The sequence below is a fragment of the Massilia eburnea genome (genome assembly GCF_050709955.1).
Taxonomy (GTDB): domain Bacteria; phylum Pseudomonadota; class Gammaproteobacteria; order Burkholderiales; family Burkholderiaceae_D; genus Rugamonas; species Rugamonas eburnea_A.
In genome coordinates this window covers 1-22289 of the sequence record NZ_JBNZFX010000034.1, presented here as the reverse complement: position 1 = coordinate 22289, position 22289 = coordinate 1, and the positions used below count along the sequence as shown (strand labels likewise).

Below are 22289 nucleotides of genomic sequence, written 5' to 3'. Positions count from 1 at the left end.
CCTCCGTCATTCAAGCTGGTAGGCGTAAATGTTGACGACGTTAAACGTGGTGTCGGGCACGTACACGCGCCGGTCGCGCGCGTAGATGAAGAACGGCATCCAGACGCCGCCTACTTCGGGATACTTTTTAAATACAAGCTCTCCTGTTACGTATTCTAGCGTGTCCTCGCCGATGCGGAAGATCTTCAGCGCACGGTTTACCAAATCGTTGACAATCAGGTGTCCTTCCTGGTCCACGCACAGGCTGGCCGGAAGGTAGAACTTGTCCGCATCCTTTTCCAGGTCGTCGCAGTAGCCCGCGCGGCCGTAGCTCCACAGGCTGTTGCCCTGGCGGTCAAAGACGCGGATACAGTTGTTGAACTGGTCGCACACGAAGACGCGGTCCTGGGCATCGATCGTCACGTCGCAGGGCGCAAAGCTGGCCAACGCTTCGCCCTTCTCCTCCCATTGGAAGTTCTTGACGAAGGAAACGAGTCCGGTCGGCTGCAGCTGCCACATCGAGATGCGGTTGTTCAGCGAATCGGCGATATAGATTTCGCCATGGCTGTTCACTTCCAACCCCTGCGGCGCTTTCAGCGTGCCATCGCCGCCCAGGCCTTCGCGTGCGAACGGCAGGCCGTAATTCAGCAAGTGCCCGCTGGGACCAAACTGGAACATCGACACCGTGCAGGCGTTGAAGTTGGTGACAAACACCAGCGGCGTGCCGGGGCAGATCTGCCCAAGCAACGGTTGCGAAGGGTAATACACCGCCATGGCCAGCCCGCCCGGCATGAAGAAGCCGCGCATCATGTCCTGCAATTGGGAGATCGGGTCGGCCGCCGTGTCGAAGGTCTTCATGCACCAGTTGCCGGAATCGATGTTGAAGGACGAGGTGGCGGCCCCCGCCAGCGGGTCGAGGCGTGCGTGGTGCTTCAGGTGGTCGTACCAGTATTTGTAGATATTGGCCGTGGCGCTGGCCCAGCTGTCGATCCAGTTCGACTGCGGCAAGGTGCCGCTGCCCTCGCGCTTGGGATCGACGCCGATCACCGCCGTCATGCAGTTGAATTGCGAGGTGACCGCTTTCGCCGCCTGGTTGTCGCGCCGGTGGCCGACGGCGTCGAGCAGGATCGCATCCTGGTCGCCGCCGTCGCGGTCGGGCGCAATGCGCATCTTCAGCACCGTGGAGGCGAACGGCTCCGTCACGTAATAGACGTTGGCGTCGGCCGCAGCGCAAATCTGGTAGGGGCCGACAAAGACGGCATCTTCCAGCGAGCCGTACACCAGGTCGGAGATCGAGTGCATGGCCTGCGGCTTGTGGTTCCACAGCGGCAGCATGCCCTCCACGATCGTCAGCAGCTTGCCGTCGGTATCGTAGACCGTGATCGAATCCTCCATCTGGCCCGGCACGAAGATACGGTCGTTGATCACGCACACCGAGCGCATCACGTTGAACTTGCCGATCCCTGCCGGGTTGCCGAAGCTATGCAGCAGCGAAGTCTCGCCGGGGCATTGCACGCGTTCGTCCTTGATCTTCCAGGCGGTATCGATCTTCAGCACTTCGTAGTGGCCGGTGTTGGCCAGGTACAGGTTGCCGTGCGAATCCGACGCCAGGCCCTGGGGCCACAACAAGTCGTGCACGCTGTTGGCGTCGTCGATGGTGCGGAATTGCAGCACGAACTTGCCCTCCGGCGTGAACTTCACGCAGCGGCTGCGGTCATCATCCTCGGTGTGGAAGAATTCATCGCACACGTACACAAAGTGATCGCCGCCGGCTTCCTTCACGATGGTGATGCCATTCGGGTCGCTCAGCGGCACAAAGCCCTTGCCGTTGATGCCGTCCGCCGCGTCGCCAAAGGCAAACTGGAAGTCGACCGAGTGCTCGTCGTATTCGAACACCACGATGCGGCCATTGCCCATGTCGGTGCAGTACATCAAGTCCTGCTCAGGATGCGGGCAAAGATGGAAGGGCATCAGCAGGCGGCGCGCCTGCTCCGTACCCTCGCCCGGCGTATCGATCACATGCAGCAGGGTATTCAGGTCGGCGGTAAAAACCAGCAGGCGGCTGTTGCCGGTATCGCACACCCATACGTGGTCGTAATGGTCGCGCGCAATGCCGACCGGGGAATTCATGGTGAAGTCGTCCGGCAACTCACCGCGCACTGTGGTGCCCGGCATGACGAGCTCACCGTAGTGCGTAATATGATGAAATTTGCTCATGGCCATCCCCGCCTGTTAGTTAAGCATTCCAGTATCCGGGCTGCCTTCGAATTCGGCAACATTGGGAGGAAAGCCCTTAACGGCAGGGACGGCGGGCTATCAAATGGCTAGGTTGGCCGGTTCAGAACGGCACGATAGCGGTGAACCAGGCGCGTACTTTGGACGTTTTTCCGTCCGCATCTTCACCTTTGGTGCCCGGCGCCGGATTATGGCCGAGCTTACGAGCCACCTGCACCTGCAGCACCATGCCGCCTGCGCCACGCCAGGTCGCGCCCAGTCCAGCACCTTTCAGGGTGTAGCTGTTGCCTGGGCCATTTCCGGCCAGGGCGCCTGCATACAGGCCATTGTTCAGGCGCACATGGCCCACGTCCACGAAAGCCGACAGGTCGGTACGCAAGTCCTGCAATTCGTAGTGCAGTTCAGTGCTCAGCACATGCCCCTCGTCGCCGGTGGCTTCGCCAGCCGGATAGGCGCGCACGCGGCCAGCACCGCCCAGCGAGAATTTCTCGCCGGATTCCAGGTTGCTCGACGCGAACTGGCCGCTGGCGTTCAGCAGCAGGCCGACGTTGCCGGCCAGGCGCTGGAAGCGGCCCAGGGTGTAAGCCAGGTGGGAAAAGCGGCCGTTGCTGCGTGCGCCGGCCGCATCCGCCGCCGCCGACGCGGCGTTGCCGCCGAGGTCCAGGTGACCGAGGCTCAGCTCCAGGCTGGCCTGGGTCATCGCATCCTGTTCCTGGCGGCTGAAGCTCACTGCCATTGGCAGCACCTTGACGTGCTTGTCGCTGGTCTGGGCGCCGTTGGCAAAGTTCTCGTAGCGCTTGTCGTCGTAGCCGGTGCGCAGCTGGATATTGGTACTGCGGGTACGCAGCAGCGGATAAGTGACGATCAACTGCGACACCGATGCCGTGCCGTGCGCATCCAGCGACTTGAATTCCTCGCCCAGCTTGTAGCGCAGGCGCGAGAACGCGGCGCCGGCCTTCAAGCCCTTGAAGCCCATCGGCGCGACATAGCCCGCGCGGCCGTAGCTGAAGCCATCGCCGGCGCTGGATGCGAGCAGCGACAGCTGGCCGCCGTAGCCGCCCAGGTCATTCAGTGCAAGGTTGCCGGACACGCGCGTGGCACCGGTGTAGCGATTGCTGGAGTTGTCCAGGCTCAGCGAACCGCTGGCCAATGGACCTTCGCTCAGTTGCACGGCCAGTTCGGATTCGCCGATGCCCTGCCCCTGGCTCAATTCGGCGCGGGCGCCCATGCCGGGCAAATCCTGCGTCAACAACAGTGCGCGTTCCAGGCGGTCCTCCTGCACCGGCTGGCCCTGTCGCACCAGCGCATCGAGGTAGCGCCGCGCGATCTCGGGACGCAAGCGCACCTCGCCATCCGGCACCACACGCAGCTGGGAGATGCGACCTTCCAGTACCTGGATGGTCACCTCGCCGTCGCCGATTTCCTGCGCCGGCAATATGGCGCTTGCCACGAAATAGCCACGGGCACGGTAGTAGTTCGTCACCGCATTGCAGGCCTGCTGCAATTCCTCGAACGTCAGTTCGCGTCCGGTAAATGGCGCCAGGACGCCCTGCAATTCGGATGGATCGAATGCGCCCACGCCTTGCAGCGCGAAGCGGCGCACCATCACCTTCTGGGCGCCTTCCAGCGCCAGGCCAGGCACGGGTGCCGCGTCTGGCACCACCTTGCCGGTCGCCGCCGGTTGGCGCACCAGCGCCGGCGGGCGGTTCTGTTCCAGGATGCGGCCGGCATCCGGCAAGGCTTGTGCCAATGCCAGGGCCGGGGCGCTCAGGATGGCAAGCGCCAGGCTGTTTTTGGTATGTTTCTGCACTTCTTGTTCCCTGCTCTTGATCAGTTAGGTGCGCCGGCGCCGTTCACGCCGCCGTCGCGTACTTTCACGCGGCTGCCGCCGCCAATGGTGTATTCGCGCGTTTCGCCGATGCGTTGCTGCGGCATGGCGTCAGCCGCGTTGCTGGCGGTTGGCGCCTTGGCACGCTGCACCAGGTCGGTCAGCCATCCCCATCCGTTCAATGTGGCCGGGCTGGCGGCGCCATTGACCGCGGCAAACGTCGGCAGGCACGCCGACCAAGGGACCACTGTCGCCGGCCAGTTGCACCCACACGTTTGAGCCCCGCCCCAGCACGTCCTTTTGTCCAGGCAATGCCGGATTCACCGCGTTGCCAATGACGTTTTCGAACTGCTGCAGGGGGCGCGCCACGGTCAGCACGCCATTGACGTAATCGACCGCGTAGTTGGCCAGGCGGCTGCCATCGACGACGATGGCATAACTGCCAGGCGCCGAGTCGCGCGACGCCGTGGTGGTCGCATGTACGTCGTTCAACAGCGCCGAAGTATCGCCGCCAACGAAGCCGCTGGCAGTCCAGGTCAGGGCCGGATTGCTGCCGCCATAGGCGCGCGCCTGGTCGTCAGCCTTCACCAGCAGCTTCGCCTGGTTGATGGTGCCGCTGGCGGTGATGCTGTTGCCGGCCAGCGCGTAGTTCGATGCCAGGCCGCTACCGTCCGCCAGGCTGTAGCCGGTGGCGACGGCTTGCTTGCCGGTGCCCGCATCGCGGTTATCGAACTGCACGCTGGCGGGGCCTTGCAGTACCAGGCTTTCGCCGCTGACCAGGCCGGACAGGCTGCCGATATTCGACAGGCTGGCGTTGGTGTTGCCGTCGTAGGTCTTGCTCGCGACGCTGACACCGTCGATCGTCAGCTGGCGCGCGCTGATGCTGCCGGCCAGCGCAACGTCGGCCGGCAGCACATAGTTCGACAGCGCGGTGCCGGCATCGGCATTCACCGCGGCGGCGTCCAGCGTAGCCTTGACGCTGCCGGCACCCACCACATTGGCGCTGTTGTACTGGCCTTGCAGCGCGTCGACAAATGCGCCTTCGCCAGCGACGAAACCGGTCAAGCCGACCTGGCCCGCTGCTACCTGCACCGACGTGCCGCCGTCATACACCTTGCCCACTACACCATTCGCGACAGCCGCCAGCGCCTTCGGCGTGATGGATGCCGAAGTGTTTGCCGTGCCGTTGCTGACGGCGTAGTTGCCTGCGTCTGCGCCGGCCAGGGAAATACCCGAAACGGAAACTGCCTTGCCATTGCCAACATTCTTGTCGGCGAAACTGGCATTGCCGCTAACCTGCAGCTGGTCCCCGGCAAGGCGGTTGTCGCTGTAAATCATGCCGGCAACCAGCGAACCGTCATATACCTTGTCCACGCCGCTTGCGCTGACCTGCAACGCACGCTGGGTGATGCTCGCCGTGGAATTGGCAACGAAGGAAACGTCGTAGTTGCCGGCATCCGCGCCACCCACATTGAGGCCGGACAAGGAGACTGCCTTGTTGTTGCCGGCATTCTTGTCGAGGAAGCTGCCAGTGCCGCCGGAGAGGACCAACTGGTCGCCCGCCACACGGTCGTCGCCAAGCAACACGACCGAGGTGGTGGTCGTGCCGTCATAGATCTTGTCGGCGGCGGCAACGTTAGCCGTCAGGGTGCGCGCGGCGATGGAACCGGAGCCCACCACGCTCGTCGACGACAGCTGGTAGTTGCCCGCATCGCCGCCGGACAAGGCAAGACCGGTTGCCGTCAGCACCTTGCCATTGCCCGCATTCTTGTTGTTGAAGTTGCCGTTGCCGCTGACGGACAGCACGTCGCCCGCCACGCGGTCATCGTTGAAGCTTGCCGAAACCACAGTGCCGCCGTCATAAACCTTATCGCCTTGCACACTGACGTTCAGCGTGCGCGGTGTGATATCGGCCGTGGTACCGACGCTGTTCGAAGCCGGCGCGTAGTTGCCGGCATCAGTTCCGGACAAGGACAGTCCGCTGGCCGTCACTGACTTGCCGTTACCGACGTTCTTGTCGGCGAAGCTGGCATTACCGCTCACCGATAACTGGTCGCCGGCCAGGCGGTCGTCGGTATAGCTCGCGCTGGCGGACCGGCCACCGTCGTATGCCTTGCTGGCAGCTTGGGCACCGACTACCAGCGTGCGCGGAGTGATGTTGCCGCTGGCAGTCGCATTGGCCGATGCCAGCACATAATTGCCGGAATCCGTACCCGCTGCGGAAATGCCGCTGACATTGATCGTCTTGCCATTGCCGACATTCTTATTGGTGAAGTTCGCAGCACCGTAAGCCAGCGACAGCACATCGCCTGCAACACGGTCATCGCCCAGCGTCACGGATGCCGCCGTGCCCTGGTCATACACTTTGTTCGCACCGGTCGCCGTGGCGTTCAGGGAGCGCGCGCTGATGTCGGCCTTGGTGGCGACAGGGCCGGCCGACAGCACGTAATTGACCGCATCGGCGCCGGACAGCGAAATGCCGCTTACGCTGACGTCCTTGGCAAGGCCCACGTTCTTGTCAGCGAAGGTTGCATTGCCGCTGACCGAAAGCAGGTCGCCATTGACGCGGTCATCGCCCAGGATCACGCCGGCTGCACGGCTCCCGTCGTACACGCGGTTGGCGCCGGTGGCCGTCACCACCAGCGTGCGCGCCGCAATATCGGCCGTTCCGCTGATAGCGCTGGAGGCCAGCACATAGTTGTCCGCATCGGCGCCGCCAACGATGGAAACGCCGCTGACGTTCACAGTCTTGCCGGTGCCGGCGTTCTTGCCGGTGAAGCTTGCGCTTGTGCTGCCGAGCGACACGCTGTCCCCGCCCAGGACATCGCTTGCCAGGCCCACCGTCGCACCTGTCGTCCCGTCATAGGTCTTGTTCCCGCCGGTCATGGTGACAGTCAGCGTGCGTTGGCTGATGTCCGCCTTGGTGGCGGCCAGGGTCGACGACAGCACATAGTTGCCTGAATCGGTCCCGGAGATTGCAATGCCGGTCACATTGACGTCCTTGGCAGTGCCGGCATTCTTGTCGGTGAAGGCCGCATTGCCGCCGACCGACAGCACATCGCCTGCCACGCGGTCATCGCTGAGGTTCACCGTCGCCGCCTGCGAGCGGTCGTACACTTTGTTGTTGCCGCTCGCCGTCACAGTCAGCGTGCGCGCCGTGATCGACGCCGTGGTAGCGGCGGTGGGCGACGCCAGCGCGTAGTTGTTTGCATCGGTGCCCGACAGCGCCAGGCCGGTGGCCGTGACGGATTTGGCGGTACCGACGTTCTTGTCGGCGAAGGTGGCGCTGCCCGAAATCGTCAGCGCGTCCCCATTCACGCGATCATCGGTATAGCCGACCGTCGCAGCCAATGCGCCATCGTAGACCTTGTCCGATCCATTCACGCCTACTGTCAGCAAGCGCTGAGTGATATCCGCTGTAGCCGAAGCCGTGCTCGCCCCGAGCACATAGTTGGCCGCATCCGTGCCGGACAGGGAGAGCCCCGTCACCTGCACCGCCTTGGCAACGCCCGCGTCCTTGCCTGCAAACGTGGCGCCAGCCTGGTTGACCGTCAGCGTATCGCCGGCCACGCGGTCGTCGCCCAGCGTTGCGCTGGCATTGATGGAGCCGTCATAGACCTTGTTGGATGCCGTAGCGCTCACGTTCAGCGTGCGCTGGATGATATTCGCGCTGGTGGCCGCCGTCGTCGACACCAGCGAATAATTCACCGCGTCGGCGCCGGACAGCGCAATGCCGTTCACATTGACCGCCTTGCCGCTGCCGGCATTCTTGTTGGCGAAAGTGCTCGACGTTGCGCTCACGCCCAACTGGTCGCCATTGACCCGGTTATCGCCCAGCGTCACGTTGGCGCTCGCCAAGCCGTCATACACCTTGTCGATGCCGGTAGCGGTGACGGTCAGCGCTTTAGGCGTGACGGTCAGGGTATTGCCGGAGGCGAAGCTGATGTTGTAGCCAAGATCGCTGAGCAGGCTTCCCTGGTTCAAGCTATACGTACCGACGTTCTTGATGAAGCCCGTGGCGGCGGCCGACCCGCTGATGCCGCCCGAATCGCCATCGATGTAGCCGGTGACGTTGTAGCTGAACGCCGGCAGCGAACCACTGCCATCGTAGACTTTACTGGCGTTCTGCGCGGTGACGATCAGGGTCGGCGACAGCTTGTACATGAACCAGTTGCCGCCTGCATTGGTATATGCAGGAGCAGCTCCCGTGTACGACTGGCTGTAATGCTTGTTGTAGCCGGTCATTCGTTCCTGGGCATTGGCCGGCGCATCCGCATACACGTGGTAATAACCATTTGTCCCGCCCCGCAGCACATCGCCGCTGGGGTTATTGATAAAGGTACCGCCGCCGGCACCGGCGGCTGCGACTACGACCGTGGCAGCGCCTCCGCCGCCCGAACCAGTCAGGAGGCCGCCCGTGTTGATCACGACGTCGCTTCCGGCCGATGGGCCTTTGTTCACGACGGTGATCGTCTTGGCATTGACAGTGCCTGCAATGGTGATATCGCCGCTGGCGGATTCGGCCTGGCCTGCGCCGGTATCGATGGTCAGGTTGACGTTGCCGGCATTGATTGCCGTGCCATTGGCAACCGTAATGACCGCGTTGCCGGCGCTGCGATAGGCGCTGACCACGCCGGCCGCGGTGCCGGCGTTGGCGGTGACATTCAGCTTGCCGCCCATGGTGATGTTCGAGTTCAGCTCGACGCTGCGTCCTGCTTGAAGCGACAGGTCGCCGGTGCCGGCTGCATTGATGGCGTTGCCGGCCAGCCAGGTGATGTCATTGTTGGCTTGTAGCGTAATGCTGGTACCGGCTGCCAGGGCGGCGGCCAGCTTTTGCGCGTCCACCGAAGCGTTCACATTCGCTTGCGGATAGGCCTGGCCAAACGACAGCGAGGCGGCTGCCGGGGCCGGCAGCAGGCGGAACAAACTGACCGATCCGGTCTGGAACACGCTGCCATCGGCCGAGTCGGCGAAAGGCTGTGCCACTACCAGGCTGTCGCCAGCGCCGTTCATGGCCACGGCGAAGCCGAAGTTGCCGTAGTCGTTGATGTCAAGGCTGGCGTTTGCGCCCTGGGTGTAATCACGGCCGATCACTGCAGTGACGGCAGGCGACGAGTAGGTGCCGGAGTAGTCGATGATGCGCACGGCGCCAGGGCCGGTACCGGTGCTGCCAAGGCCGCCGTTGGTTGGCGATCCGATTGCCAGGCGTGTGCCGGCGTCGTTCATCGCCAGCGAGGAGCCGAACAACTCGCCGTCGTTCAGGCTGATGTTCAGCTTGCTGCCGCCCTGGCCGATCGAACCTTCGCTATTCAAGGAAGCAAACGGCGTGGAGTACAGGTAGACCATGCCCTTGCTATTGTTCTCGGCCGGAGCCCCGACCGCCAATTGCGTGCCCGCGTCATTGAGAGCCACGGCGCTGCCGAACTGGGTGTCCGCAGTGCCGTTCACCTTGCGCAGGGTCGAGAAATTGCCGCTCGATTTCGTAAACAGTTCAACACTATTGTCGAACAATGCACCCACCGCCAGCTTGTCGCCGTCGCCATTCAGCGCGACCGAAACGCCAAAACCATTCGAAGCGGCCCCGCTGCTGACAATCGTCTGGGTCAAGGCCGGTGCGGTGAAGCCGGTGCCAAAGCCGAAGGTGTACACCTTGCCCGTGTAGTCGCTGCCAAGCGCGCCGACGGCCAGCACATTGCCGCTGCGGCTCAATGCGACCGAACTGCCGAAAGCGTCGCCGCCGGTCAACTGGGCCGACAAATTGTAGTTGTTGCCGCCGGTGTAGCCATGGCCGATGGTGCCAACCAACAGGCCGCCGTTGAACTGGCCATCGTTAAAGGTAAACAGGCGCACGGCGCCGTAGTTGGCATCGGCGGCGCCGGCAAGGCCGTCGTCGAGCGGTGCGCCGACCGCAAGGCCCCTGCCGTCGGACGTCAGCGCCACGCTGTAGCCGAACCAGTCGCCTTCCTTCAGGCTTGCCACGTCGCGGTTCTTGCCGCCGCTGAAGCCCTTGCCGATGACTGCGTCATAAGTCCACTGGTTGGTAAAGCTGCCGATCACGATATTCTTCGGGTCCAGCAGCAGGCGGCCGCCGGCGCCGATATCGAGCCGCTCCAGGCCAACGTGACGCAAGTCCTCATGCGACGAGATTTCAACCGCGCCGCCGCGGGCTGCGCCGTTCGCCTTGATGGCTCCCAGCATGGTGGTTTGCTGCTGCGACCACACGACGGCAGTGCCGCCCTGTCCAGCTGCGCCGCGCGCCGAGACGTCCAGCGTGGTGCTGTCATTGAGGAAGGTGGCATCTGCATTGGCAATACTGGCCGTGGCGCCCCAGCGTGCGGTGAAGCGGTCCGCGTCCGGTGCATCGGTGCGCTGCGCGCCGCCCTGGAACGCACCGCCTACGCGCACCAGGCCGCCCTGGGTTGCACCGGAAGCATCGACGTTCGCGCCCATCAGGCGCACGTCGGCGCCGCTGATATCGACCCGGCCGCCCGTGCCCGCCACGCCATGCGCATCGTGCCGGCCGGAAGACAGCAGGCTGCCGCCGGCCTGCAGCGATACGGCGCCGCCGTCGGTGGCGCCGCTCACATTGGTGGAAGCCGAAGTGTTCTCTGCCAGGCTGGCGCCGGAGATGAGATTGATGCTACCGCCCTTGCCTGCCATGCCGGCTGCCGACAGTGCCGCAGCAGCCGACAAGTCGCCAGCTGCCGTCACGTCCACGCTGCCGCCGCGCACGCCGTCCGCGCGCACCGCGCCATCAAGCGCAACGAAACCGCCCGCAATCCTGACGTTGCCGCCCTGGCCCTTGCTGGACGAGGCATCAAGCTGGCCTGCCTGCACCAGCCCGTCGCCCACCAGACGGATCGTGCCGCCATCGGCCACCAGCCCGCGCGCCTGCACCACACCCGCGTTATTGACAGTGGAACGCGCCAGCGCATCGGCCGCTTTCGCGGTCAACAGCACCTGGCCGTTATCAGCCTGCAGCAAGCCTTTGTTCTCGGCCAGTGCATCGAGCGCGCCCTGTTCCACGCGCAGCGTGATCAGGCCGTCGCCGCGGAAGTCCATCGCCACGGCATTGCCTGCCGCGAGTGCCACGCTGCCGCCTTGCGCCGAAATGCTGCCGCTGTTCGATACGGTCGGCGCGAGGAAGGCCACGACGCCGCCGGCAGCGTTGATGCGGCCTTCATTGCGTACCGCGCCCGCTCCGTTGCCGCTGAAACGATAGCTGCCGGACAGGAAAGACTGGTCCGAGATGCCGAGGCTGGAGGCAAGCAACCCGCCCACGTCCACCTGCGCGCTGGCGCCAAACAACACGCCCTGCGGATTGACCAGGAACACCTTGCCATTGGAGGACAGCTTGCCGAAGATGGCGCTCGCCTCGCCGCCCACCACCCGGTTCAGCGCCACCGCCGATGCGTTCGGCTGGTTGAAGCGCACCTGGGCATTGGCGCCGATATTGAAGCCCTGCCAGTTCATGATGGCCTGCTGCGTGGCCTGGTTCACCGTCATGCTGTTGCCCTGCACATTCACGCCAGCCTGGCCTGCCACCAGTTGCATGCCGGTCGGCAGCGCATTGACCGGCGGTGCGCCGGCCGAAGCCGCCCCCGCCATGGCCAGGCTGCCCGCCAGCACAGCGGCGGCGCGGCGGCGCGCGCCGCCTTTGCCGTGACTGCGCGTGCCTTCGGCGACGGCCACCCAGCAGCGGTGCACCGTGCTCCAGACGAGGCGATAAAAACGGTTGGCGGAGGCGTGTTTGTGCATTGTGTTTCCTTAAACGTGCAGGTTGAAGTCGGCGGCGCAGCGTGACCAGCGCACCTTGGCGGGCGCCCCGGCTGCAGGAACACCAACTGGCGACCCGTCGCTTCATTTTCGATTTTCGTAGCTGCCGGCCTGGATAGCCGGCTGCGCGGCGGCTGAGAACACCACCGTGAATTGCATTACTTCCGCGCCATTGGGTGCGATCCGCGAGGCTTGCACCCGTTCCAGCTTGATTTGCAAAGCGCGATGCTCCGGATGATTCAGCCAGAAAACCTGGCCAACCAGGCGTTCGGCAGCGGCACGGCTCCAGCCAAAGCTGTTGCCATTTTCATCAGCAAGGACTGCCGGTGCGCGCAAGCCAAGGCCCGCAGCCAGCAAAGAACCGCCGCCTGCTTTCAGCAAGGTGCGTCCGCGAAGTTACTCGGTCATTCATTGTCGTTCTCCCATTCCATGGCCCGGTGCATGCCGGACATCCCAGTTTCTTTGAAGCCGAGGCGGGCAATACAGCGCCTCGGCCCGGTTATTCAGTGCTACATTGTAAGCGCAGCGGCAAGCCCGCGCCGGCTGCTTCCCACTGCAAGGCGCGCAGTTGCGTGCTGCCGATGCCTTGTCCACACCATGCCGGCAACAGTGCGATGTCGACCAGATGCAGGGCGTCGCCCGCTTGCGCCACAATGTGCCGCCCGGCAGCAACCCCGTCGACTTCGATGATGTCGAAGCGCGCCGCCGGATAGGCTTGCAGGTACGACTGCCGCTGCGCCTCGAACTGCATGTCGAGCAAAGGCTGCAGCAGGGCTTCGTCCATGCCGGCCAGCCCCCAGTTCGCGCACGCGGACTGCGCCGAACAGCGTGCGCAGGAAAGCGCGGTCCGCCGCAGCCTCGCTGCGCAGCGTGAGCTGCATCAGGAACGCGGCGGGAACACGCCCTGCAGCGCGATTGCAGAACAACAGGCCAAGGTAAGGCTGGCGGTTGTTATGCGGTTGGCCGCTGCCTGCCACTGCCAGCACTTCGGGGCGCATCGGCAGCATGCCGGTGGTGGTTTTGCTGTAGATCTGGTTCATCGATCCCGACTTGGCAAAGCCGCTGGAAGCGCCTGGCGCCAGCTGGTTGGCTGTGACGGTGGTCGCTTGCAGGTTGTGGGAGTGGAACGGCATTTCCGATTCGAGCAGGCTGACCGTGTCGCTGCCGCCCTGTTCGCCCAGGTCGCGCAGCGGACAGGCCTGTACCTTGCCCGGGATGCAGCGGCGAGCGGCCGTTCAGGTCGGGCAAGGCAAAAGTCGATTTGCCGTCGCCGCCATAGGTGGTGCCCAGCAGGGAAAACAGCGCCGTGTTCTGCGAGATCGGCAGCAGTTGGCCATCGCAGGTGGCCCAGCCGGTCGGCGCGAAGTTGCTTGCAAACATGCGGATTTCCGCAACAAATGGTGAATCCATCGAAAGGTCCTCAAGACTGCTGCGGGAATACGCCGTACAGCGAAATGATGAAAATTGACGCCAAGGTAAGGCGCCATGTTGTCGTGCGGTTGCGATCCGCCTGCCGGTGTGATGGCTCCTGCCGCCATCGGCAACACATTGTTGTCCGTGGTGCCGTACATTGCCGTGCCTGCGGCCACCGTCGCTGCCGGGGTAGCCGGTCAGGTTGGTGAAGGCGCCGCTACCACGTTCGCTGCTGCCGATGATGGTGTGGCTGTGGTTCGGGAGTTGCTGCGAAGTCAGGGTGACGCTCTCAGCGCCGCCCGTCTCGCCGATGACGAAACTACGGCCTTGCAGGCTGCCGGCATGCAGCGGGCACGCGGCTGCGCATATCGGGCAGTGCGAAGGTGGACTGCCCGTCGCCGCCATAGGTGGTGCCGATCAGAGTGAACAGGGTGTCGTTTTCTGAGATCGGCAGCAGCTGGCCATCGCAAAAGGCCCCAGCCGGTCGGCGCGAAATTGCCGCCAAACATGCGGATTTCGCCAATAAAAGGACTAGACATGGTCGGCTCCGTTCAATTCTGGCTAGGGAAAATGCCCTGCAGCGCGCGATGATGAAATTCAGCGCCCAGGTAGGGTTAGGGTATTCTCGTGCGGCTGCGAGCCGCCGGTGCTCGACACCTGGTTCGACACCAGGCCCACGTTCGGCAAGCCATTGAAGGCATCCGCGCGTGCAGCCGGCCCTTGCGGCGCCAGCAGTGAGCCGTTCGGATCGCTGGTCGTTGCAACTGCCGTGCTGGCATTCAGGCGGTGGATGTGGCCAGGCAATTTCCCGCCTGGGTCAAGGTATGCGCAAACGCCCACCACTGGCCTGGCCCTGGTAAATGCCTGCGCCGATATGCGCGGGCACGCGGCCCGCGCAGGTCCGGCAGCGCAAAGGTGGTTTGCCCATTCCCGCCGTAGGTAGTCCCCAGCAGTGAAAACAGGGCCTGGTTCTGGTTGATCGGCAAAAATTGCCCATTGCAAAAAGCCCAACCTTTCGGCGGGTAGTTGAACGAGACGAGCTTGATCTCGGCCAAGTATGGCTCTGCCATATGGTCTCCCTGGTGACGGTTAATTGTTAAATACGGCGTGGTACTGCAGCCCGGCGCTGTTACGGCTGGCGGGGACGATAAAAATGGCCAGATCGTCATCACCGGGGCGTTCCAGGATGACGGTTTGCTGCTCCAGTTCCGGCACGGGCAGGCCCCTGGAAAGTGAGCGAAAAAGCCTGTGGATTGGCCGTTGGCCGGACTTCGGCCAGCGCCAGCGTGAGTGCGGAACCCGCTACGGAGAAGTGGGCCCCCGAGACGGGCCTGAAAGTAGGAAAACAACTGTCGACACGGCAAACTTACAACTTTTCTATCGTTGAAAAACTTCACATTGTACGATTATTTTTCCTTAATCTGTATTACATTTTTGCAATAAACCTAAACTCGAGGCATCTTCCATGGGCGCCTGGCAGCGTTCTATGGTTCGGTTACAACAGGCGCCCCAAATAGTTAAACGCTAGCGAACGCAAAGTTTATACTTGCCTGAATGCAGCCCGCCTCCCCTACGGTGTCACTCAACATGTGCCGTGTGTTCCGCTCCTCTATTCTTGCGGTACTGCTTGCCGCATCGCACGCATGCGCCGGCCCCACGGTGGTGGTCGGAGCGGAGGATGATTGGGGCGCCTTATTCTTCGGCGCCTCAGCAGCACGCCCAGGGATTCGCAGTCGACGTCGTGCGCGAAGCCTTTGCCCTGGCGGGGCGTCACGGCAGAATTCCGGGCCCTGCCCTATTCCCGCTGCATTGGCCGAAACACGCAGCGGCCAACTGACGGCATGCTTCGACGCCGTCCCCGAACAGCCTGATCAGGCCGCTCTACCTGTGGCCCCGGATGCCGCTGTTTTCCACCCGCATGAATATCTACGCGCGGGCGGGCTCGCGCCAGCGCGGCCTGCGCAGCAAAGACCTGGAGGGGCACACGGTCGGCGTACAACGCGATTACGAGTACGGCGAGGCATTCGACGTCAACACCCGCATCCGGCGCCGCGTGGTGGACAAGAACGAGTATGGCTTCCGCATTGCTGATGGCCGACCGCATCGAGTACATGGCGGCCGAAGAACGCATCGCCAACGCCCTGTTTCGCAGCAAGCCGAGTGAGTTCGGCGGCCGTTTTCGCGCTGGTGGGGACCGTCGCTACGCCCGACCTGTTCATCGCCTTCAGCAAGAGCGCGCCGGATAGCCGCGAAATGCTGGCGCGCTTCAACCAGGGCTACGACAAGCTGCTCAATTCGCCACGCTACATAGCAGATCGAGGAGCGCTGGTTCAAATGACACCCGCTCGATCGCCGCGCGCCTGCTGCGCATTATCTTCGGCTGCTATTTCATCGTCACGGTGGTGGTGACCGTCGTCCAGCTCACCGCGGAGTACAAACATACGCGCAGCCGCGTCGAAAGCGAAATCGAAGCGATTGCAGCACACCTTCGGCCCCGGCATCGCCGACGCCATGTGGCGCTTCAACGACGACATCATGCGCGGCATCCCTGGCCGGCATGATGGAGCTGCCGATCGTGGTCGGCATCAAGGTGGTCGACGACCAGGGCAAGCTGGTACGCGCGGTCGGCACCGTGCTCGATGAAGGCGGCAGGCATATGCAAGCCCAACCCGACGGGCGACTGGCGCCGCCGGTGGCGCGACGACGGCCTGTTCGGCCAGATCTTCAGCCGCGAATTCCCGATTTCCTACCCGCTTGAAAACGGCACTGCGCAGGAAATCGGCAAATGGACCGTCTACTCGAACCGGCGCATCGTGGTCAACCAGGTGCAGTACGGCTTCGTCCTGATCCTGGTGAACTCCGTGATCAAGACCCTGGCGCTGTGGTTCATCTTCGTGCTGGTGGTGCGGCACTGGCTGGGCAAGCCGCTGCAGCAGCTGAGCGACTATGTCGGCCACCTGAACATCGACAACCTTGGCAGCAAGCCGCTGGAGCTGAAACATGGCGGCAATACGGAGCTGGACCTGCTGGCCACACAAGATCAATGAAATGCGCCGAGAACATCCTGGCCGGCCTGTCGGAGCGGGCCGTGCTGTACCAGGAACTGGCTGTCCTCAACGAGTCGCTGGAACGGCGCGTGGCCGAAACGCACCGAAGCCGCACGGCACGCGCAGGATGAACTGGCGCGCAGCGAACGGCTGGCGGCCCTGGGCTCGATGGTGGCGGGCATTGCACATGAACTCAATACGCCGATCGGCAACAGCCTGGTCGCGGCCAGCACCATGCACGACAAAGATCCAGGCGCTGGGCCAACGTTTTCGAAGGAGGCTTGCGCCGCTCGGACATGCATCAGTTCCTCGACGAAGCGGACGGCATCGGCCTGCTCCTGACGCGCAATATCGAGCGTGCCGCCAGCCTGGTATCGAGCTTCAAGCAAGTCGCAGTGGACCGTGCCAGCTCGCAGCGCCGCCGCTTCGGACCTCGGTGCCGTGATCCAGGAAAACATTGAACACCCTATCTCCCGTGCTGCGCAAGACCCCTTACGAAGTTACCGTGGACGTGGCCCTCGCTGGTGGCGATGGACAGCTATCCAGGCCCCTTGGGCCAGGTGCTGGCAGCCTTGGTGAACAACGCCATCGTGCACGGCTTCCGCGATCGTGACCACGGGCGGCTATCGATCTCGGTGCCGGTGCCCTGCCGGCGTACACGCCGAAATCATCATCAGCGACGACGGTGCCGGCATCGCGTCCGGCCACCTCAATCGTATCTTCGATCCCTTCTTCACCACCCGCATGAGCGAAGGCAGTTCGGGGACTGGGACTGAACATCGTGCACAACATAGTCACCACCGTCCTTGGCGGCAAGATCCACGTCGACAGCAATGCCCGGCGCGGGGCACCACCTTCCGCATCACCATCCCGCTGGATGCGCCGATGCACCACGAAGAACCGATTATTCCGCGGGTTTGAGCAGCACCGGCACTTCCTTGAAGGCGGGCGTGGCCGAACCGCGCGCCACCAGCGCCGGAGAGATCAGCGGCGTCAGTTCCGGGAAATAGCCGAACACATCGCCATCCGGCACGTCGTACTGCACCAGCTGGTAGCCGGCGCATTTGCGCGCAATGCCGTCCGGCGCGGCCGCATGCACGTCGACCAGTTGGCCGTCGCGCAGGCCAAGGCGCGCCACGGTTCCCTCTGAAATGAACAGCACCTTGCGCGTATGGTGCACGCCGCGGTAGCGGTCCACCTCGCCCGTGGTGTCGCGGTAAACGGTGGTGTTGTACTGCCGGTGCGCGCGCACGGTGGCCAGGCACAGCACATCGTCGCCGAAGGCAGCGCGGGCGCGGCCCATGATTGTGTCCTGCGGCAGCGCAATGGCGCTGAATTGCGCCTTGCCGCTGGCAGTCTTCCAGTCGCGGTTGCGCGCGCTGTTTGGAAGGTGGAAGCCGCGCGGTTGCGCGATGCGGTCATTGTATTTTTCGAAGCCCGCCACCGCAGTCTGCGCGACCTGCTCGATCAGCGCACGCGTAACGCTGTAGTCGCGGCCCATGGCTTGCCAGTCGATGCCCGATACTTCCGCGCCTGCGGCCAGCGTGTGGCGCGCCAGTTCGGTCACGATATGCGGCTCCGAACGCAGCTTGGCGCTGGCCGGATCGCTGCGCCCGGCCGAAGCGTGCACCATGCTGGCCGTATCTTCCACGCTGACGAATTGGCGGCCGCCCTCCTGCTCATCGCGCTCGGTACGGCTAAGACAAGGCAGCAGCAAGCCGACCTGGCCAGGATGCAGGTGGGTGCGATTCAGCTTGGTGGCGATATGCACCGTCAACTGCAGGCCCTCCATCGCTTGCAGCACGCGCGGCGTATCCGGCCCGGCCACGGCAAAGTTGCCGCCCAGGCCAAGGAAGGCATGCACCGAACCGTCCATGATGCCGTTGATGGCGGCCACCGCGTCGAGCCCGTGCTGCGCCGGCGGCGTAAAGCCGAAAACGCGCTCAAGCCCATCCAGCCACTCCCTTTTCGGCCGGTTGGTCACGCCCACCGTGCGGTCGCCCTGCACGTTCGAATGGCCGCGCACCGGCATCAGGCCCGCACCCGGCTTGCCAACGTTACCGCGCAAGAGCATCAGGTTGACCAGCATCTGGATGGTTTCGATCGCGTACTCATGCTGGGTCAGCCCCATGCACCAGGTAGCAATGGTGGCTTTGGACGCGATATAGATTGCCGCCGCCTTTTCGATCTGCTCGCGCGACAGGCCGCTATCCTGCTCTACCTGCTGCCAAGACTGGGCGCGCACGGTGGCGGCAAATTCCTCGAAACCGCTGGTATGGCGCGCGATAAAGTCGCGCTCCAGCACCTTGCCGCCCGCCTCCTCCGCTTCCAGCACGGCCTTGCACATGCCGGTGATGGCCGCCAGGTCGCCGCCGACGCGCACCTGGAAATACTCGCTGGCGATGCGCGTGCCGCGCCCCGTCAGGGTTTCGACCGGCGATTGCGGATCGGCAAAACCGCGCAAGCCCGGCTCCAGCATCGGGTTGAAGGCAGCAATGCGGCAGCCGCGCAGCGCAGCCTCGCGCAAGTCACCGAGCATGCGCGGATGGTTGGTCGCAGGATTCTGGCCGAACACGAAAATCGCCTCCGCGTGTTCGAAATCCTCACGCGTGACGGTCGACTTGCCCACGCCGATGGTGGTCCCCAGCGCCATACCGGACGACTCGTGGCAATAGTTCGACGAGTCGGGCATGTTGTTGGTGCCGAAGGCGCGCGCAAACAGCTGGTAAGGGAAAGCCGCCTCATTGCTGCTGCGGCCGGACGCGTAGAACACCGCACGGCCCGGAGCATCGAGCGCACGCAAGGCACCGGCAGCCAGCTTGAACGCCTCCGCCCACTCGATCTCACGGTAGGTATCGCTGGCGCGGTGGTACAGCATCGGTGCGGTCAAGCGGCCGAAACCTTCCAGCTCCCACTCCGCGCGGGTGCGCAGCGTTGCCAACGGATTGGCCGCGAAAAATTCCGGCGTCGCGCGGCGCGCCGTCGATTCATGCGCAACCGCCCATGCACCCTGCTCGCAGAAATCGACCGCCTTATCCTTGGGTGAATCCGGATAGGCGCAGCCAGGGCAATCCACCCCGCCCGGCTGGTTCAGCTGCGGCAGGACTTTCAACGCCGGCAGCGGGCTGTTGCTGCGCAGGGCTTTAGCGGTGCCGTTCAGCGAGCCTAGGCCGCCAGCAGGTTTGTCATAGAAGCGAATCGGATGCTGCACGTGGATCTCCGGCCATACTGTCAAGCCCGCGATGTTAACATATGAAAGTCGGGGACAGCTCCGGCTTCTCGAGGAGCTTTGCGCTTCGTGCAGAGCAAAATGTCCGATTGCCGGAGCTGACCCCGACTTTCAAGCTGCTATTGCTGAGTTGCCACGTGACAACGGGGCATGCGCGGCAGTAGCTTGGGCGGCTGTCTTTGATTTATACTTCGCCTGCGCCTTGACCCCGCGCAACGTTTCCTTCTGGCCAAACCCTCGCCTGGCACTCTCCCTCTTCAAGAGATGGTTGTGCGCCAAATTCCACGACTCCAGACCTTCAAATTCAAGATCACCGCCCTGCTGGTGCTGATCGTCATGTTTGCCACTGCATTGATCGCCGGCGTTTCACTGCTGGTGGCTGAGCAGGAGATGCGCAAGGTGATTGCTGCGCAGGAGATGTCGATGCTGTCGAGCGCGGCGGCGTACCTTGACCGGGATTTAACTTCCAAATTGCAAGTGTTGCGCGTCCTGGCCGAGAGCATGCAGGCCGAGCCGATCGCGGCCAGCAAAGTCCAGGCCCAGCTCGAGCTGCGCGGGGCGTTGCGCGATGAATTCTTCAACGTCACCGCTTATGATGCCGACGGCAAGCTGGTCGCCAATCTGCAGGACCGCCGCATGATCGGCAAGCTCAACAGCAAAAACCGCCAATACTTCCGCGATACCGTGACGGCCCAGGAAGGCATCGTTTCGGCCCCGTTCCGCAGCGTGCTGTCGGGCCGTCCGGTGCTGGCCATCACGCAACCGGTGTTCGGCCGCGACGGCAGCCTTGACTACGTGCTGGTCGGCACCGTCGACCTGCAACGCCCAGCCTTCGCCGGCCAGTTGAACGCCCTGCGCGGCAAGGCTGAAGGCTATCTGTTCATCCTGACCGCCGACGGCACCACCCTCTACCATCCCGACCAGAACCGCGTGCTGACCCAGGCCGCCGCGCCGGGGACCTTGGGCGCGGCGGTGCTGGCGGCTGCGGACGGCTGGCGCGATGACGCCCTCGACGAAGGCAAGCCGGTCCTGCTGGCCCATAAGCGCCTGCAAAAGGCCGACTGGACGGTCGCGGTCTCCTTCCCCATCCGAGATGTATTTGCTTCGATGGCCACGCTGCGCTGGCGTGCCCTGGCGGCCGCTTCGGTCGTGGCCCTGGTGGCGGGCCTGGGCGCCTGGCTGCTGCTGCGCGCCCTGCTGGCGCCCCTGTACGCGCTGCACGGCCAGGTACGCGCCTTCGGCCGTGGCAATATCGATATCGAGCAGTTCAACTCCGGCAAGCCCGATGAATTCGGCCACCTGAGCCGCGCCTTTTACCAGGTCGCGCGCCAGCAGCAGATGGCCGAGCGCAACTTGCAGCGACTGGCCACTACCGACCCGCTGACCGGGGCCCACAACCGCCGCATGTTCGACGAGTTCTTCCCGCAAGCGCTGAAACGCGCCATCCGCGCCGGCCAGCAGATCGGCCTGGCCGTGATCGACATCGATTACTTCAAGGGGATCAACGACAACTTCGGCCACCAGGCCGGCGACGCGGTGCTGATTCAGTTCGCCGACCGCATGCGCGATGCGGTGCGCAGCACCGACACCGTGGCGCGCATCGCCGGCGACGAATTCGTGATCGTCTTCGAGCACCTGGAGGCCGGCCACGACGTCAACCTGCTGGGCGAGAAAATCGTGGCGGCGATGCAAGCGCCGTTCGAAGTCAACGGCCGCCCGCTGAACGTCAGCGCCAGCATCGGCATCGCCCTCACCACCGAGCTGCCGGCCGATGTCGACAAGGTGATGCTGGCCGCCGACCAGGCGCTCTACTGCGTCAAGGCGGCCGGGCGCAATGGCTTTGCGGTCAATACCGTCGGCGCCGAGCGCATGCTGTCGGTGCGCGAGTTCGTGGCGCCCGGCAAAGCCGACAAGGGTGACAAGAAGAGCTGGCCCTCCAGCCGCTTCTGATTAGTGTTGCCCCGGTCATGCTGGGCGCCTCTCGGAAAGGGCCAGGCTAGTACCCGCGCTGGCAGGAGCGCGCACCGCTTGCCCCATGCGGAATTCACCGACCAGGGCCACCAGCGTTGCCGCCTGCTGCTGCAGGCTTTCCGCCGCAGCGGCTGCCTGTTCGACCAGCGCGGCATTTTGCTGCGTTACCCCATCCATCTGGCTGATGGCCTGGTTGACCTGGCCGATGCCGTTGCTCTGCTCACCGCTGGCCGCGCTGATCTCGTTGACGATATCGCTCACGCGGCGCACGCTGGCCACCACCTCGCCCATCGTGGTGCCGGCCTGCGCCACCAGCGCACTGCCCGCCTCCACTTCGCCCACCGAACTGCCGATCAGCTCCTTGATCTCTTTTGCCGCCGCCGCGCTGCGTTGCGCCAGGTTGCGCACCTCGCTTGCCACCACCGCAAAACCGCGCCCCTGCTCGCCGGCGCGCGCCGCTTCCACTGCGGCATTCAGTGCCAGGATATTGGTCTGGAACGCGATGCCGTCGATCACGGAAATGATGTCCACCACCTTGCGCGAGGAATTGTTGATCGAGGCCATGGTATCGACCACCTGCGACACCACCTGCCCGCCGCGCGCCGCCACTTCCGACGCCTGAGCCGCAAGCTGGTTAGCCTGGCGCGCATTGTCGGCGTTCTGCCGCACGGTGCTGGTCAGCTGCTCCATGGTGGCGGCAGTTTCCTCCAGCGCGCTGGCCTGCTGCTCGGTGCGGGAAGACAGGTCATACTCGACTAGTGATCAACATCTCACAACGAGGTGAGGAAAAGATCACTAGTCGAGTATATTC

At 64.0% G+C, this 22289-nt stretch carries 17 protein-coding genes and 2 pseudogenes; 7 read left to right on the top strand and 12 right to left on the bottom strand.

Annotation, left to right across the window (positions count from 1 at the left end):
* Positions 1-6 precede the first annotated feature (6 nt).
* The 10 genes and pseudogenes from ACQ4MM_RS21275 to ACQ4MM_RS21230 form a co-directional block, all read right to left on the bottom strand.
* Positions 7-2196, bottom strand: coding sequence for an NHL repeat-containing protein (locus tag ACQ4MM_RS21275; protein ID WP_431479230.1), 2190 nt, complete (start codon positions 2194-2196; stop codon positions 7-9).
* A 121-nt stretch (positions 2197-2317) separates the two neighbouring features.
* Positions 2318-4024: a ShlB/FhaC/HecB family hemolysin secretion/activation protein gene (locus ACQ4MM_RS21270; protein ID WP_431479229.1), complete on the bottom strand. Its 1707-nt coding sequence runs from the start codon at positions 4022-4024 to the stop codon at positions 2318-2320.
* A gap of 129 nt (positions 4025-4153) precedes the next feature.
* Positions 4154-11800 (bottom strand): YDG domain-containing protein, encoded by a 7647-nt coding sequence (locus ACQ4MM_RS21265; RefSeq protein ID WP_431479228.1) that lies wholly within the window; start codon positions 11798-11800, stop codon positions 4154-4156.
* Positions 11801-11902: 102 nt separating this feature from the next.
* Positions 11903-12199, bottom strand: a complete 297-nt coding sequence (locus ACQ4MM_RS21260; RefSeq protein ID WP_431479227.1) for a DUF6916 family protein — start codon at positions 12197-12199, stop codon at positions 11903-11905.
* 118 nt (positions 12200-12317) lie between these two features.
* Positions 12318-12602 carry a GNAT family N-acetyltransferase gene (locus tag ACQ4MM_RS21255; protein WP_431479226.1) on the bottom strand — a complete coding sequence of 95 codons (285 nt, stop codon included), beginning with the start codon at positions 12600-12602 and terminating at the stop codon, positions 12318-12320.
* A 96-nt stretch (positions 12603-12698) separates the two neighbouring features.
* Positions 12699-13228 (bottom strand): annotated as a pseudogene (locus ACQ4MM_RS21250) (phage tail protein).
* A 322-nt stretch (positions 13229-13550) separates the two neighbouring features.
* A complete protein-coding gene (locus ACQ4MM_RS21245; protein ID WP_431479225.1) occupies positions 13551-13736 on the bottom strand; it encodes a phage tail protein in 186 nt (61 codons plus the stop codon).
* Between the two features lie 92 nt (positions 13737-13828).
* On the bottom strand, positions 13829-14035 hold the full coding sequence (locus ACQ4MM_RS21240) for a hypothetical protein (protein ID WP_431479224.1): 207 nt from the start codon (positions 14033-14035) through the stop codon (positions 13829-13831).
* A complete protein-coding gene (locus ACQ4MM_RS21235) occupies positions 14011-14286 on the bottom strand; it encodes a phage tail protein (protein ID WP_431479223.1) in 276 nt (91 codons plus the stop codon). Before ACQ4MM_RS21235 ends, ACQ4MM_RS21240 begins: the two co-directional genes overlap by 25 nt.
* Before the next feature lie 34 nt (positions 14287-14320).
* Complete coding sequence (locus ACQ4MM_RS21230) at positions 14321-14446, bottom strand: DUF6916 family protein (protein WP_431479222.1); 126 nt, start codon at positions 14444-14446, stop codon at positions 14321-14323.
* Positions 14447-15128: 682 nt separating this feature from the next.
* On the opposite strand from ACQ4MM_RS21230, the gene ACQ4MM_RS21225 reads away from it, so the two are divergent.
* The 6 genes from ACQ4MM_RS21225 to ACQ4MM_RS21200 all read left to right on the top strand — a co-directional run bounded on the left by ACQ4MM_RS21225 (position 15129) and on the right by ACQ4MM_RS21200 (position 17199).
* The gene (locus tag ACQ4MM_RS21225) at positions 15129-15395 is read left to right on the top strand and encodes a hypothetical protein (protein ID WP_431479221.1); all 267 of its coding nucleotides are present in this window, start codon (positions 15129-15131) and stop codon (positions 15393-15395) included.
* Positions 15392-15640, top strand: a complete 249-nt coding sequence (locus ACQ4MM_RS21220; protein WP_431479220.1) for a hypothetical protein — start codon at positions 15392-15394, stop codon at positions 15638-15640. Before ACQ4MM_RS21225 ends, ACQ4MM_RS21220 begins: the two co-directional genes overlap by 4 nt.
* A gap of 230 nt (positions 15641-15870) precedes the next feature.
* Positions 15871-16278, top strand: a complete 408-nt coding sequence (locus tag ACQ4MM_RS21215; protein ID WP_431479219.1) for a hypothetical protein — start codon at positions 15871-15873, stop codon at positions 16276-16278.
* The gene (locus ACQ4MM_RS21210) at positions 16275-16409 is read left to right on the top strand and encodes a hypothetical protein (RefSeq protein ID WP_431479218.1); all 135 of its coding nucleotides are present in this window, start codon (positions 16275-16277) and stop codon (positions 16407-16409) included. The genes ACQ4MM_RS21215 and ACQ4MM_RS21210 overlap by 4 nt, the downstream gene beginning before the upstream one ends.
* A 150-nt stretch (positions 16410-16559) precedes the next feature.
* Positions 16560-16739, top strand: a complete 180-nt coding sequence (locus ACQ4MM_RS21205; protein WP_431479217.1) for a hypothetical protein — start codon at positions 16560-16562, stop codon at positions 16737-16739.
* Positions 16740-16887: 148 nt separating this feature from the next.
* Positions 16888-17199 carry an ATP-binding protein gene (locus tag ACQ4MM_RS21200; protein ID WP_431479216.1) on the top strand — a complete coding sequence of 104 codons (312 nt, stop codon included), beginning with the start codon at positions 16888-16890 and terminating at the stop codon, positions 17197-17199.
* Here the strand turns inward: ACQ4MM_RS21200 and ACQ4MM_RS21195 are convergent.
* On the bottom strand, positions 17183-19489 hold the full coding sequence (locus tag ACQ4MM_RS21195) for an FdhF/YdeP family oxidoreductase (protein ID WP_431479215.1): 2307 nt from the start codon (positions 19487-19489) through the stop codon (positions 17183-17185). The genes ACQ4MM_RS21200 and ACQ4MM_RS21195 overlap by 17 nt on opposite strands.
* A 288-nt stretch (positions 19490-19777) precedes the next feature.
* On the opposite strand from ACQ4MM_RS21195, the gene ACQ4MM_RS21190 reads away from it, so the two are divergent.
* Positions 19778-21457 carry a diguanylate cyclase domain-containing protein gene (locus ACQ4MM_RS21190; protein ID WP_431479214.1) on the top strand — a complete coding sequence of 560 codons (1680 nt, stop codon included), beginning with the start codon at positions 19778-19780 and terminating at the stop codon, positions 21455-21457.
* A 15-nt stretch (positions 21458-21472) separates the two neighbouring features.
* On the opposite strand, the pseudogene ACQ4MM_RS21185 reads toward ACQ4MM_RS21190, so the two are convergent.
* A pseudogene (locus ACQ4MM_RS21185) lies at positions 21473-22225 on the bottom strand (methyl-accepting chemotaxis protein); the annotation flags it as partial.
* Positions 22226-22289 lie beyond the last annotated feature (64 nt).

Excerpts from the sequence above, each read along its gene's own strand:
- ACQ4MM_RS21275 (WP_431479230.1), bottom strand. The coding sequence starts at position 2,196 with ATGAGCAAATTTCATCATATTACGCACTACGGTGAGCTCGTCATGCCG.
- ACQ4MM_RS21265 (WP_431479228.1), bottom strand. The coding sequence starts at position 11,800 with ATGCACAAACACGCCTCCGCCAACCGTTTTTATCGCCTCGTCTGGAGC.
- ACQ4MM_RS21255 (WP_431479226.1), bottom strand. The coding sequence starts at position 12,602 with ATGGACGAAGCCCTGCTGCAGCCTTTGCTCGACATGCAGTTCGAGGCG.
- ACQ4MM_RS21225 (WP_431479221.1), top strand. The coding sequence starts at position 15,129 with ATGCCGCTGTTTTCCACCCGCATGAATATCTACGCGCGGGCGGGCTCG.
- ACQ4MM_RS21215 (WP_431479219.1), top strand. The coding sequence starts at position 15,871 with ATGAAGGCGGCAGGCATATGCAAGCCCAACCCGACGGGCGACTGGCGC.
- ACQ4MM_RS21210 (WP_431479218.1), top strand. The coding sequence starts at position 16,275 with ATGAAATGCGCCGAGAACATCCTGGCCGGCCTGTCGGAGCGGGCCGTG.